The sequence below is a fragment of the Microbacterium sp. NPDC079176 genome, from assembly GCF_040686675.1.
GTDB lineage: Bacteria > Actinomycetota > Actinomycetes > Actinomycetales > Microbacteriaceae > Microbacterium.
Genome location: NZ_JBFBLM010000003.1, coordinates 513139 through 526059 on the forward strand (window position 1 = coordinate 513139; position 12921 = coordinate 526059).

Annotated in this window: 12 protein-coding genes; 8 read left to right on the plus strand and 4 right to left on the minus strand. The window is 68.5% G+C overall.

The annotated features are described in order from the left end of the window. The first annotated feature begins 130 nt into the window (after positions 1–130). The 8 genes from AB0P11_RS09905 to AB0P11_RS09940 are packed head-to-tail and all read left to right on the plus strand — an operon-like array spanning position 131 to position 9101. Entirely contained in the window at positions 131–1645 is a 1515-nt protein-coding gene (locus tag AB0P11_RS09905) for an ABC transporter ATP-binding protein (RefSeq protein ID WP_053097019.1), read from the plus strand. After that, positions 1642–2961, plus strand: a complete 1320-nt coding sequence (locus AB0P11_RS09910) for an ABC transporter permease (protein ID WP_053097017.1) — start codon at positions 1642–1644, stop codon at positions 2959–2961. Before AB0P11_RS09905 ends, AB0P11_RS09910 begins: the two co-directional genes overlap by 4 nt. Beyond that, on the plus strand, positions 2958–4244 hold the full coding sequence (locus tag AB0P11_RS09915) for an ABC transporter permease (RefSeq protein ID WP_053097015.1): 1287 nt from the start codon (positions 2958–2960) through the stop codon (positions 4242–4244). Before AB0P11_RS09910 ends, AB0P11_RS09915 begins: the two co-directional genes overlap by 4 nt. Before the next feature lie 7 nt (positions 4245–4251). Then, positions 4252–4650 (plus strand): cytidine deaminase, encoded by a 399-nt coding sequence (locus tag AB0P11_RS09920; protein WP_042536471.1) that lies wholly within the window; start codon positions 4252–4254, stop codon positions 4648–4650. Then, positions 4647–5939, plus strand: a complete 1293-nt coding sequence (locus AB0P11_RS09925; protein WP_056280056.1) for a thymidine phosphorylase — start codon at positions 4647–4649, stop codon at positions 5937–5939. The genes AB0P11_RS09920 and AB0P11_RS09925 overlap by 4 nt, the downstream gene beginning before the upstream one ends. Positions 5940–5991: 52 nt before the next feature. Further along, the gene (locus tag AB0P11_RS09930) at positions 5992–7107 is read left to right on the plus strand and encodes an adenosine deaminase (RefSeq protein ID WP_363521591.1); all 1116 of its coding nucleotides are present in this window, start codon (positions 5992–5994) and stop codon (positions 7105–7107) included. Between the two features lie 3 nt (positions 7108–7110). After that, positions 7111–8214 carry a polysaccharide deacetylase family protein gene (locus AB0P11_RS09935; RefSeq protein WP_363521594.1) on the plus strand — a complete coding sequence of 368 codons (1104 nt, stop codon included), beginning with the start codon at positions 7111–7113 and terminating at the stop codon, positions 8212–8214. 29 nt (positions 8215–8243) lie between these two features. Next, a complete protein-coding gene (locus AB0P11_RS09940; protein WP_363521597.1) occupies positions 8244–9101 on the plus strand; it encodes a carbohydrate kinase family protein in 858 nt (285 codons plus the stop codon). Positions 9102–9120: 19 nt separating this feature from the next. On the opposite strand, the gene AB0P11_RS09945 is transcribed toward AB0P11_RS09940, so the two are convergent. The 4 genes from AB0P11_RS09945 to AB0P11_RS09960 form a co-directional block, all read right to left on the minus strand. After that, positions 9121–9870 carry an alpha/beta hydrolase gene (locus AB0P11_RS09945; protein ID WP_363521600.1) on the minus strand — a complete coding sequence of 250 codons (750 nt, stop codon included), beginning with the start codon at positions 9868–9870 and terminating at the stop codon, positions 9121–9123. Between the two features lie 10 nt (positions 9871–9880). Beyond that, positions 9881–11200 (minus strand): NAD(P)/FAD-dependent oxidoreductase, encoded by a 1320-nt coding sequence (locus tag AB0P11_RS09950; RefSeq protein WP_056280063.1) that lies wholly within the window; start codon positions 11198–11200, stop codon positions 9881–9883. Positions 11201–11285: 85 nt separating this feature from the next. Then, positions 11286–12443, minus strand: coding sequence for a mannitol-1-phosphate 5-dehydrogenase (locus AB0P11_RS09955; protein ID WP_056280064.1), 1158 nt, complete (start codon positions 12441–12443; stop codon positions 11286–11288). Further along, positions 12443–12874: a PTS sugar transporter subunit IIA gene (locus AB0P11_RS09960; RefSeq protein ID WP_056280066.1), complete on the minus strand. Its 432-nt coding sequence runs from the start codon at positions 12872–12874 to the stop codon at positions 12443–12445. The genes AB0P11_RS09955 and AB0P11_RS09960 overlap by 1 nt, the downstream gene beginning before the upstream one ends. Positions 12875–12921: the final 47 nt, after the last annotated feature.

Below are 12921 nucleotides of genomic sequence, written 5' to 3' on the forward strand. Positions count from 1 at the left end.
CACGTGGCCACTCGCCCCGCGCCGTGGACGGACCATGACGACTGTTCACGGTGCATCCGGGTGATCCCCGTGCGATGCGCCGGAGATTCTTCGGACTCCTCTGGATGACACTTCTGGATAAGGTGCAGATATGAAGCTCGAACTTCGCGGTATCACCAAGCGGTTCGGAACCCTGGTGGCCAACGACCACATCGACCTGGTGGTCGAACCGGGTCAGATCCATGCGCTGCTCGGTGAGAACGGCGCAGGCAAGTCCACCCTGATGAACGTGCTCTACGGCCTCTATCAGGCCGACGAGGGCGAGATCCTCCTGGACGACGTCGTCCAGCGGTTCCGAGGCCCCGGCGACGCCATGAACGCCGGCATCGGAATGGTGCACCAGCACTTCATGCTCGTCCCCGTCTTCACGGTCGCCGAGAACGTGATGCTCGGCCACGAGCAGACCAAGGGACTCGGCACCCTCGACATCACGAAGGCGCGTGAGCACGTCCGCGCCGTCGCCGCCCGCTTCGGCTTCGACATCGACCCCGACGCGATCGTGGGCGATCTGCCCGTCGGCGTGCAGCAGCGGGTCGAGATCATTAAGGCGCTCTCGCGCGACGCGAAGGTCCTGGTCTTCGACGAGCCCACCGCCGTGCTCACGCCGCAGGAGACCGACGAGCTGATGGGCATCATGCGTCAGCTCCGCGACGAGGGCACGGCCATCGTCTTCATCACCCACAAGCTCCGCGAGGTGCGCGAGGTCGCCGACACCATCACGATCGTCCGCCTCGGCAAGATCGTCGGCGAGGCGTCGCCGTCCGCGACCAACGCGGAGCTCGCCTCCCTCATGGTCGGACGCGCCGTCGAGCTGACGGTGCACAAGGATCCGCCGCGGCTCGGCGAAGGCGGCCTCGAGGTCTCGGGGCTCCGGGTGCTCACCGCCGCGGGAGCGATCGTCGTCGACGGCGTCGACTTCTCCGTGCGACCCGGCGAGGTGCTCGCCGTCGCCGGCGTGCAGGGCAACGGTCAGACCGAGCTGGTCGAGGCCATCGTCGGCCTCGCGGCGAGGGTCGAGGGATCGATCACCCTCGGCGGCGCGGAACTGGTCGGCAAGAGCGTACGGGGCATCCTCGACGCCGGTGTCGGCTTCGTTCCGGAGGACCGCACGGAGGACGGGCTCGTGGCCGGGTTCTCGGTGGCGGAGAACCTGATCCTCGACCGCACGGGCGACGCCGACTTCAGCCGTGGTGGGACCATCCGCCGTGCCGCGCTGGACGACTTCGCCCGCGCGCGGATCAGCGAGTACGACATCCGGACCCAGGGACCGCACACGCCGGCCGGCACGCTCTCGGGCGGAAACCAGCAGAAGGTCGTGATCGCCCGCGAGATGAGTCGCGAGCTGAAGCTGCTCGTGGCTGCGCAGCCGACCCGCGGAGTCGATGTCGGCTCCATCGAGTTCATCCACAAGCGGATCATCGAGACCAGGGATGCGGGAATCCCCGTGGTCGTCGTCTCGACCGAGCTCGATGAGGTCGCGGCTCTCGCCGACCGCATCGCGGTCATGTACAGAGGCACCATCGTCGGGATCGTTCCCGGCGACACCCCGCGCGAGACGCTGGGACTGATGATGGCGGGCGCCGCCGAGGGAGAGGTGGCCGCATGAGCGGTATCACGCCACAGGGGAGTGGACCGGCGGGCGACGTGTCCGGCGACCAGCTCTCGCTGAACACGACCACGACGCAGCGCGACACGGGTGACGTCCCGCCGCCGCCGCGCGGCAACGTGATCCTCAAGGAGATGCTCCGCGGCAGCGCCGTCACGACGATCCTCGCGATCTTCCTCGCGCTGGTGGTCGGCGGCATCCTGATCGCCTTCACCAACGAAGACGTGATCGAGGCCTCCGGGTACTTCTTCTCGCGTCCGACCGACACGATCGCCGCCGCATGGAACGCCGTCTACAACGGCTATGAGGCGCTGTTCCGCGGAGCGATCTTCAACGCACGAGGTGCGGACTTCGCCGCTCAGATCCGTCCGCTGACCAATACTCTCGGATTCGCCGCGCCGCTGATCGCCGCCGGTCTCGGTGTCGCCCTCGCGTTCCGCGTCGGTCTGTTCAACATCGGTGCCCGCGGCCAGATGCTGATCGGCGTCGCCGCGGCAGGACTCCTCACGTTCCAGCTCGACCTGCCGTTCTGGCTGCACATCCCCGTGACGCTGATCGCCGGCATCGCCGGTGGTGCGCTGTGGGGGGCGATCGCCGGTCTGCTGAAGGCACGCACGGGCGCCCACGAGGTCATCCTCACGATCATGCTCAACTATGTGGCGTACTACCTGCTGCTGTGGATGATCCGCACCCCCGGACTGCTCCAGAAGCCCGGAACGAACCAGGCGCTCGGCTATGCCACTCCTGAGAGCGCGCAGTTCCCCTCGCTCCTCGGCCCGCAGTTCCCTCTGCTCGACCTCGGATTCGTGATCGTCATCATCGCGACCCTGTTCGTCTGGTGGCTGATCGAGCGCTCCTCCCTCGGCATGCGGATGCGCGCCGTGGGCGAGAACCCGCACGCCGCGCGTGCGGCAGGCATCAGCGTCCAGCGCGTCTACGTCTACGCCATGCTCCTCGCCGGTGGTCTCGCCGGTCTCGCGGGCATGAACCAGGTGCAGGGCGCCGTCACGACCGGCATCACCGAGACGATCGACGCCGGCATCGGCTTCGACGCCATCACGGTCGCACTGCTCGGCCGCAGTCGCGCCTGGGGCACGTTCGCGGCCGGCATCCTGTTCGGCGCACTGAAGGCAGGCTCGTTCTCGATGCAGGCTCAGGACATCCCGGTCGACATCGTGCTCGTCGTGCAGTCGCTCGTCGTGCTGTTCATCGCCGCGCCGCCGCTGCTGCGCACGGTGTTCTTCCTTCCCAAGACCGACGCGGAGAAGGCGGCCAAGGCGAGAGCCAAAGCCGCGAAGAAGGCGGTGACCGCATGACCTCCCTCGTCCAGAGCGAAGCCGCCGACGGAACCGTGCAGCTCGCCACCGTGCGCGAGCGGCACCTGAAGGCGCCGATCGTCCTCGCCGCAGCCACGGTGCTGCTGGCGCTCCTCTTCCTGCTCGTGCCTCGCAGCGGCACCAGCAGCTTCCGGCTGAACGACCCGTCGTCGCCGTTCGCACTGCCCGATATCGCTCTGCCGACCGGGCCGACCAGCTGGGTCGTGATCGTGATCCTCGCGCTGCTGTCGGTGCTCGCGTTCCTTCGGGCGTGGTCGTATCGCAAGCCGTCGATCTGGCTGGTGATCGCGTTCAGCGTGCTCGCCGTCTTCGGGTTCCTCGTCTGGGCGGGCGCGGGTGGACTCGTGCCCGTCAGCAGCCTGCTCTTCGGAGCCGTCTCGCTCTCCGTCCCGCTCGTGTTCGGCGCGCTCGGCGGCGTCATCGGCGAGCGCGCGGGTGTGGTCAACGTCGCGATCGAGGGTCAGCTCCTGCTCGGAGCGTTCGCGGCCGCTCTGCTCTCGAGCGTCACGGGCAGCCCGTTCATCGGACTCCTCGGAGCGATGCTGGGCGGCGTGCTCGTCGCCGCGGTGCTGGCCGCATTCGCGATCAAGTACCTCGTCGAGCAGGTCATCGTCGGAGTCGTGCTCAACGTGCTCGTCAGCGGCCTCACCGGATTCCTCTACGGCGCACTGCTCGCGCCGAACGAGGCCGCCCTCAACACGCCGGTGCGCTTCAGCCGCATCGAGATCCCGCTGCTGAGCGACATCCCCATCATCGGCCCGGTGCTCTTCAATCAGACCTTCATCGTGTACCTGATGTTCATCACCGTCGCGATCGTCGCCTGGGGGCTCTACCGCACGAAGTGGGGACTCCGCGTCCGTGCGGTCGGCGAGCACCCGCAGGCCGCGGACACGGTCGGTATCAAGGTCAATGCGACCCGGTTCTGGAATGTGCTGCTCGCGGGCGCGATCGCCGGAATCGGTGGAGCGTACTTCACGCTGGTCTCGGTGCCGCAGTTCGGCAAGGACATGACCGCCGGCCTCGGCTTCATCGCCCTCGCCGCGGTGATCTTCGGCCGGTGGGATCCGATCCGCGCGACGCTCGCGGCGCTGCTGTTCGGCTTCGCCACGAACCTGCAGAACCTGCTGTCGATCCTCAAGACCCCCATCCCCGGCGAGTTCATGCTGATGCTCCCGTATGTCGTGACGCTGCTCGCGGTCGCCGGCTTCGCCGGTCAGATCCGCGGTCCGGCAGCCAGCGGCAAGCCGTACATCAAGTCCTAGGAGAGACATGACAGACATCGACTGGGACGAGCTCCGTCAGGTTGCGACCGACGCGATGACCAAGGCCTATGCGCCGTACTCCCGCTACCGCGTCGGAGCCGCCGCGCTCGTCGGCGACGGCCGCATCGTGGCCGGCTGCAACGTCGAGAACGCCTCGTACGGGGTGACGCTGTGCGCCGAGTGCGCGCTGGTGGGCGACCTGCACATGTCGGGCGGCGGCCAGCTCGTCGCCTTCGTGTGCGTCAACAACGACGGGCAGACCATCATGCCGTGCGGCCGCTGCCGTCAGCTGCTCTACGAACACGCGATGCCCGGAATGCTGCTGGAGACCGTCTCCGGCATCCGGACCATCGACGAAGTACTGCCGGACGCCTTCGGCCCCCGAGACCTGGAGGACGCCCGATGAGCGTTGAGCCCTTCGACGCCGTCGATGTGATCCGTGCCAAGCGCGACGGCGGTGCGGTGCCCGAGAAGGCGCTGCGCTGGATGGTCGACGCCTACACCCGCGGCTACGTCTCGGACGCACAGATGGCGTCGTTCGCGATGGCGATCTTCCAGCGCGGCATGGAGCGCGACGAGATCCGCGTGCTGACCGACGCGATGATCGCGTCGGGGGAGCGGATGAGCTTCGCGACCCTCGGCAAGAAGACGGTCGACAAGCACTCCACGGGCGGCGTCGGCGACAAGATCACTCTTCCGCTCGCTCCGCTCGTCGCGGTCTTCGGGGTGGCGGTCCCGCAGCTCTCCGGTCGCGGTCTCGGCCACACCGGCGGAACGCTCGACAAGCTCGAGTCGATCCCCGGCTGGCGCGCCGCGCTCAGCAACGAGGAGATGTTCGCCCAGATGCAGGGAGATGTGGGCGCCGTGATCTGCGCGGCAGGCTCAGGCCTCGCGCCCGCCGACAAGAAGCTCTACGCGCTGCGCGACGTCACCGGCACCGTCGAGGCGATCCCGCTGATCGCCTCGAGCATCATGTCGAAGAAGATCGCCGAGGGCACCGACGCTCTCGTGCTCGACGTGAAGTTCGGCTCCGGTGCGTTCATGCAGGACATCGACCGGGCACGCGAGCTCGCGCGCACCATGGTCGCACTCGGCACGGACTCCGGCGTCGCCACCACCGCCCTCCTCACGGACATGAACGTGCCGCTCGGTCGCGCGATCGGCAACGCGAACGAGGTTCGCGAGTCCGTCGAGGTGCTCGCCGGAGGAGGACCCGCCGACGTCCGCGAACTGACGATCGCCCTGGCGCGCGAGATGCTCTCGCTCGCAGGACAGCCGGATGCCGACGTGGAGGCCGCTCTCGACGACGGACGCGCGATGGACGGGTGGAAGGCCATGATCCGCGCTCAGGGCGGCGACCCCGACGCACCGCTGCCCACGGCCCGCGAGACCCATGTGGTCACGGCTCCCCGCGACGGCGTGGTGTCGCAGATGGACGCGCTGCCGTTCGGCATCGCGGCGTGGCGTCTCGGTGCGGGGCGCGCGCGGGCTGAGGATCCGGTGATCTTCGAGGCCGGGATCGACCTGCACGCCAAGCCCGGTGATCGAGTAGCGGCCGGACAGCCCTTGTTCACGCTCTCGGCAGCCGACGAGGCTCGGTTCCCCCGCGCTCTCGAGGCGCTCGAGGGGTCCTGGGCGATCGGCGACGAGGCTCCGGCCGCAGGGCCGATCGTGCGGGAGCGCATCACGGCCTGATCCGCCGACCGCTAGCCTGAACAGAGCGAATCCGCGACCGAGAGGAATCCCCATGTCGATCGACGCGAACGGCGATGTCACCATCCAGGGGGCATCCCTGCGCAGCCTTCCCAAGGTGTCGCTGCACGACCATCTCGACGGCGCGGTGCGACCCTCGACGATCATCGAGCTGGCGGATGTGATCGGGCTCGAGGTTCCCGAATCGAAGCCGGCCGCTCTCGGCAGGTGGATCGCGAAGCAGGGCGACTCGGGGTCGCTGGTGGAGTACCTCAAGACCTTCGATCTGACCACGGCTGTGATGCAGACGCAGGAGGGCCTGACCCGTGTCGCTCGCGAGTTCGTGCAGGATCTCGCGCACGACGGCGTGATCTACGGCGAGGTGCGCTGGGCGCCCGAGCAGCATCTCACGCGTGGGCTCACCCTCGAGCAGACCGTCGAGGCTGTGCAGCAGGGGATCGAGGAGGGTGAGGACGCCGCGGATCGCGAGGGCCACAGCATCCGCGTCGGTCAGCTGATCACCGCCATGCGCCACACAGACCGCTCGCGCGAGATCGCCGAGCTCGCCGTCGGCTTCCGCGGACGAGGGGTCGTCGGCTTCGACATCGCCGGTCCCGAGGACGGATTCCCGGCGTCGAACCATCGCGCCGCCTTCGACTACCTCGCGGAGAACTTCTTCCCCGTGACCGTCCACGCGGGGGAGGCTGCCGGGCCGGACTCGATCCGCTCGGCGCTCATCGACGGGCGAGCGCTGCGACTCGGCCACGGCGTGCGCATCGCCGAGGACCTGCAGGTCATCACGCAGGAGGGCGACGAGGTGCAGGTCCAGTTCGGCGACCTCGCCCGCTGGGTGCGAGACCGAGAGATCCCGCTCGAGCTGTCCCCGTCCTCGAACCTGCAGACCGGCGCGATCGCGTCGTGGGGCAACACGCTCGCCGACCATCCCTTCGACCTGCTCTACCAGCTCGGCTTCGCCGTGACGGTCAACGTCGACAACCGCACCATGAGCGCGACCTCGCTCACACGGGAGCTGTCGCTCCTGGTCGAGGCGTTCGAGTACGATCTCGACGATCTCGAGACCTTCCAGTTCAACGCGGCGGCCGGAGCCTTTCTGCCCGTCGAGGAGCGCGAGGAGCTTGTCGAGATGATCGCCGACGGATTCGACATCTAGATCATGGCTTCCGGGGGGAAGCGACGCCGTATCGGCGTCGCAGTGATCGTCAGCGCCGTCGTCATCGTCGTCGGCGGTGCAATCGCGGCCTTCTCATGGTCGACCCGAGTGCCCGAGGTGCTCGTGCCGCGAGCGGGCGGCGACGCCATCGAGCGTCCGCTGACACCCGCGCAGCAGCTCGTCGCGGATGCCGGCGACCCGCTCGCGTGCGCGGTGAGCTTCATCGGCGACGGTGCGCCGCAGGAACCGATGCTGCAGCGGCAGGATGCACTGTACGTGGCGCTTCCGATACCGGCGCAGGACGGTCGGGTGTTCGCCGGCTGGTACTCGACCGCAGCGGATGCCGCCGGGGGCACGGTCGCCGCGCGGATCAACGGAGCCGACCCCGTCGTGTGCGTCGATCAGCAGATCGAGCTCTTCGCGGCGTGGACGACGCCCGAGGCGAATGCCGCGGCGGACGTGCAGGTCCCGATCCTGATGTACCACCAGTTCACCTCGAACCCCGAGGGCGAGACCGGCTGGCTCCGCGGCAACTACGCGTACATCGGCGACTTCGAGGCGCAGATGAACCACATCGCGACGACGGGCTTCTACCTGCCGACCTGGGATGAGCTCAGCGCGTTCATCGACGGTCGACTGTCGCTGCCTGCTCGTTCGGTGATCATCACCGACGACGACGCCGACCAGAGTTGGTTCGACCTCGCGGTTCCGGTGATCGATGCGCACGGGCTGCTGTCGACCTCGTTCATGATCACCGCCGACCGCCAGGACCCCGCGCCGTCGATGTACGTCCTTCGCAGATCTCACACGCACGACATGCATCAGGCCGGCGACAACGGCAAGGGCCGGATGGTGAACTGGACGGCGGACGAGATCGCCGCCGATCTGAACGCATCCGCCGACGTGCTCGGGGTGCGCGAGGTGATCGCGTATCCGTTCGGTCACTTCGACGACACGTCGAAGCAGGGCGTCGCTCAGGCCGGGTTCGAGATGGCGCGGACCATCGAGCCCGGGTATGTCGAGATCGGCACGGACAAGCTCGCCCTGCCCGTCGTGCGGATCGACTACGGCATGGGGTTGGACTCGCTCATCAAGCGGATCGGCTGAACCGGGGTCTCGGACGGCAGGATGTACTCATGACCGCCACCGTCTTCATAGCCGGACCGGCATCGTGGAACTCGATCGTCGTGCTCGATCGATTGCCTGAGCCGGTGCCGCACATGCAGTTCGCCGAGGAGACCTGGGAGACCGTCGGCGGCACGAGCGCGGGGAAGGCCCTCACACTCGCCTCGCTCGGGCGCTCCGCTCTGCTGTACGCCCTCACCGCGGCGGATGAACCGGGACACCGCGTGCGCGATGCGCTCGCACATGCCGGTGTGCGTGCGCGGTGGGGAACGGGCGACGCCACCGAGCGCCATCTGAACCTCATGACCCGCGAGGGCAAGCGAGTCTCGCTGTATCTCGCGTCCCCCTCGGCGACGGACGGGAGAGATGACTCAGCTCTGCACACCGCGATGAGCGGCGCTGAGGTGATCGTGCTCGACCTCGCGGCCGAGCCGCTACGACTCCTCCCCGCGGCCGTCGCGACCGGGCGCCCGATCTGGGTCGACGTGCACGACTACGACGGCGAATCCGAGTTCCACCGGCCCTTCCTCGCTGCAGCGCAGGCCGTGTTCTGCAACGCCGACCGTCTGGTCGATCCGGTGCGCTTCCTCCGGTCATGCGTCGCTGGCGGCGCCTCGCTCGCCGTGTGCACCCTGGGCGCCGACGGGGCGGTCGCGATCGACGCAGACGGCACCGAACACCGTGTCGCAGCCGTGCCGGTCGATGTCGTCGACACCAATGGCGCGGGCGACGCGTTCCTGGCCGGCGTCCTCGATGCCCGGCTCTCGGGGGCCTGCGTTCCGGACGCCCTCGCTGCGGGCTCACGCGCGGCGGCATCCGTGCTGGGCACACGGCACCTGCATCCGCTGCTCGACCCCGTCATCGGCTGAGCGGAGCAGTCGACGCTGCTCAGCGCGCGGCGACGTCCGCCATGAAGGCATCGAGGATCTCAGAGACCTGTGCGTGCATCTCGTCGCTCGAGATCGTCGGCTCGCCGTCACCGGCCTGGGGCCCGTAGTCGCCGAACGACGCGTGCGACGCTCCCTCGATCTCGACCATCTCGGCGTCGGCCGGCAGCAGGTCACGAGCGTCGGCGATCTTCTCGGGCGTCGACAGTCCGTCCTCGCTGCCCGAGATGCTGAGAACGGCGAGATCGGTGTCCGACACGTCCGTCGCGCAGTAGGAGCCGAACAGCACGAGTGCCTCGGCATCCGCGGCGAGCTGGCACGCGCGCACGCCGCCCAGCGAGTGTCCGCCGACCGCCCAGTCATCGATGTCGGGGGCCGCAGAGGTGAAGGAGTCGAGACCGCGCAGATCGAAGAACGCGAGGTTCAGCCACGGGCGGGTGATCACCACCGTGACGCCCTCTTCGGCGAGGCTCTGCAGGATCGGTGCGTACGCCCACGGATCGACCTTCGCACCGGGCACGAACACCAGGCCGAGGTCTGATTCGCCGTCGGCCGGGGCGAGCACGATCCCCTGCTCGGTGTCCTCGACATGGATGGCGGAGTTGTCCTCGACGCTGGCGAGCGGATCCTTCTCGGCCGACATGACGCCGATCTGGCTCCAGGCGAGTATTCCGACGATGCCGATCACGAGGACGCCGACGACTCCCCAGAGGATCACTTTCAGGACACGACGACCACGCTTCTTCTGCACTCGCCTCACGTTACGGGGTGCGGATGTGAGCGTGCTCGGGGAGGGGCCGCTCGAGCGCTGATCGCTCGCGTCGCACCGCACCCCGATATGCGTCCTTGTTCACGTAGTAGGCCATGCGGTCGAGGCGCAGGTATCGGTAGCCGCCGGTCAGATCGGGCCACGGCTCGGAGGTCACCCGATCGCGGAATCGCACCGCCCGAGGCGGATCGTTCTCCGCCGCGTCCAGGTATGCGGCCAGCAGCTCCGCCTGCTCGTACCGCCCCTGCCAGCCGATGCCGGACGCCTCGATCATGCCCATCACGAAGAGACCGTTGAACGATGCGGGGAAGACGTGGAGGAACAGCCGTGGTGCCGCGCCGCTCCAGTGCAGGTGCTGTGGGTCGACGAACGGGTAGTCGAGCCGGTATCCGGTCGCGAGCAGGAGCAGATCGTAGTCGTCGGACGTCCCGTCCCGGAAGCGCACGGTCGTGCCGTCGAGGCGCTCCACATCGGGGCGGATACGCAGGTCCCCCTGCCCGAGGTGATTGAGGATCATCGTGTTGACGATCGGATGAGCCTCGTAGATGCGGTAGTCGGGCTTCGGGAAACCGAAGCGCGCAGGGTCGCCGGTGAACGCCCGGAGCACCCGGCTGTCGACCGCCTGCTTGACGCGCGCGGGCAGGGGACGGCCCTGATTCAGGGTGTCGCTCGGCCTGCCGAACAGATAGCGCGGGACGAAGTAATAGCCGCGGCGGACGCTCATGTCGACCGAGGAGGCGTGGTGCACGGCATCCACCGCGATGTCGCACCCCGAGTTCCCCGCCCCGATCAGCAGCACACGCCGGCCGGTGAGCTGTGCGGCCGACCTGTACTCGCTCGTGTGCATGATCTCGCCGTTGAACTCTCCGACGAAGGTCGGCACGTTCGGTTCGGCGAGCGTGCCGTTCGCGAGCACGACGCCGGCGTACCACCGGGTCTCTTCGCCGTCGGGCCCCGAGCTCGTGAGATCCCAGCCGTCGTCCCGCGGCTCGAGTCGCGTGACGGTCGTCTCGAACCGGAAGAGCCCGGTGAGACCGAAGTGCTCGGCATAGTCCTCGAAGTACTGTCGCAGCGTCCGATGGTCGGGGTAGTCGACGGTCGAACGCATGGGGTACTCGGCGAACTCGGTCGTCGTGCGCGAGGAGATCAGATGCGCGGACTCGTACATCGTGCTGCGGGGGTTGTCGATGTCCCACAGGCCGCCCACACCGGTCGAGGCCTCGTACCCGTCGATCCCGACGCCGCGCTTCGTCAGCGCCCGAGCGGCGGCGAGGCCCGACGGACCTGCACCGATGACGGCGTATCTGTTCATGCTGCTCCCGCACCTCGCTGTGCTCGCCACTGCGCCCTCCGCCGATCGTATCGGCAGAGGGCGCAGAACACGGCGTGCGACGTCGTCAGGAGGCGTTCAGTGCTGTCTGACGGGAGACGACTGCGTCGCGGACCGCCGGGAACAGCGGATGCTCGGGGTCGAGCCCCGTTGCGGACGAGGTGAACGCCAGCGCATCCTCCGTGCGCAGGAGCTGCTGCAGCTCGACCGCCTGCTCATCATCGGGATCCTCGAACTCGAGCGCTGCGGTGACCGCGCCGACCAGCGCGATCGTGGAGAGCCCTCTCTCGGCAGCCATCGCCGCCGGTCCGATGAAGCGCTCGTGTCGGGAGATCTTGCGCAACGGCTGACGGCCGACCCGCTGCACGGTGTCGACGAGCGCCGGATTGCGGAACCGCTCGAGGATCGTCGCTCGGTACGCGGCCAGTTCGGCCGGGTCGAGCCCGTGTTCGGCGACCAGCACCGCGGAGGTCTCCTCGAGAGCGGCCGAGACGCGTGCGACGATGTCGGGGTCGGCCAGGGCGTCGGAGATGCGCTCGATGCCGGCCCGTGCGCCGAAGTACGCCGTCGCGGCGTGGCCGGTGTTCACCGTGAAGAGCTTGCGCTCGATGTACGGGGCGAGATCGTCGACGAAATGAGCGCCGGGAATGTTCGGCAGCGCGCCGCCGAAGGCCTGGGATTCGATCGCCCACTCGAAGTACGGCTCGACCGTGACGTCGACGCCGCCGTCTGCGGGCTGACCGGGGACGATGCGGTCGACGGCGGTGTTCGCGAACACCGCACGCGACAGCAGCTCCTCGGCGTCCGCGCCCGCCGCCTTCTCGATCTCCGCCCGGAGGGTGTCCGTCGCCCCGATCGCGTTCTCGCAGGCCATGACCTGCAGGGGAGCGGCTCCGGCAGGGCGCAGGGCGAGGCCCGCGACGATCGTGGGGGCGACGAAGCGCAGCACGGTCGGTCCGACCGCCGTCGTGACCACATCGGCGGTCGCGACCTCGTCGGCCACGGCATCCGGATCGGTCCTGCTGTTGACCGCCCGGAAGCCGGTCACCACGTGGTCGGTGCCGCCGGGTCCGGCCTCGTGCACCGTGTACGAATCGACGGCGTTGATGGCGTCGACGAGAGCGTCGGCGACATCGGAGAACACGACCTCGTATCCACCCTCGTGCAGGAGCAGCCCCACGAATCCGCGGCCGATGTTGCCCGCGCCGAAGTGCACGGCCTTCATCAGTCGTTCACCGCCGAGAGCAGGGCGTACAGCTCGTCGGGCGTCTGCGCCGCGTTGAGCTTCGCGACGTCGTCCTCATCGGAGAACAGGATCGCGATCTGCGAGAGGATCTCGAGGTGCTCGTCGCCACGGCCGGCGATGCCGACGACGAACGTCGCGGCCTCCCCGTCCCAGTCGACTCCGCCGTCGTAGCGGACGACAGACAGCGCGGATCCGAGGATCGCATCCTTGGCGTCGTTCGTGCCGTGCGGAATCGCCAGACCGTTGCCCATGTAGGTCGAGACCGTCTGCTCGCGCTGACGCATCGCGTCGACATAGGCGGGGGTGACGGCGCCTGCCGCGACGAGAATGTCGGTCGCCTCCTGGAGGGCTTCCTCCTGCGTGCTGCTTCCGGAGTGGATGCGGACCTGATCGAGGGTGAGAACGCTCATGGTGATTCCTTCTTTCTGAGTATGTGGAGGCGGGGCGGATGCCGCAG

Excerpts from the sequence above, each read along its gene's own strand:
- AB0P11_RS09950 (WP_056280063.1), bottom strand. The coding sequence starts at position 11,200 with ATGAACAGATACGCCGTCATCGGTGCAGGTCCGTCGGGCCTCGCCGCC.
- AB0P11_RS09940 (WP_363521597.1), top strand. The coding sequence starts at position 8,244 with ATGACCGCCACCGTCTTCATAGCCGGACCGGCATCGTGGAACTCGATC.
- AB0P11_RS09920 (WP_042536471.1), top strand. The coding sequence starts at position 4,252 with ATGACAGACATCGACTGGGACGAGCTCCGTCAGGTTGCGACCGACGCG.
- AB0P11_RS09930 (WP_363521591.1), top strand. The coding sequence starts at position 5,992 with ATGTCGATCGACGCGAACGGCGATGTCACCATCCAGGGGGCATCCCTG.
- AB0P11_RS09910 (WP_053097017.1), top strand. The coding sequence starts at position 1,642 with ATGAGCGGTATCACGCCACAGGGGAGTGGACCGGCGGGCGACGTGTCC.
- AB0P11_RS09935 (WP_363521594.1), top strand. The coding sequence starts at position 7,111 with ATGGCTTCCGGGGGGAAGCGACGCCGTATCGGCGTCGCAGTGATCGTC.
- AB0P11_RS09915 (WP_053097015.1), top strand. The coding sequence starts at position 2,958 with ATGACCTCCCTCGTCCAGAGCGAAGCCGCCGACGGAACCGTGCAGCTC.
- AB0P11_RS09925 (WP_056280056.1), top strand. The coding sequence starts at position 4,647 with ATGAGCGTTGAGCCCTTCGACGCCGTCGATGTGATCCGTGCCAAGCGC.
- AB0P11_RS09905 (WP_053097019.1), top strand. The coding sequence starts at position 131 with ATGAAGCTCGAACTTCGCGGTATCACCAAGCGGTTCGGAACCCTGGTG.
- AB0P11_RS09955 (WP_056280064.1), bottom strand. The coding sequence starts at position 12,443 with ATGAAGGCCGTGCACTTCGGCGCGGGCAACATCGGCCGCGGATTCGTG.
- AB0P11_RS09960 (WP_056280066.1), bottom strand. The coding sequence starts at position 12,874 with ATGAGCGTTCTCACCCTCGATCAGGTCCGCATCCACTCCGGAAGCAGC.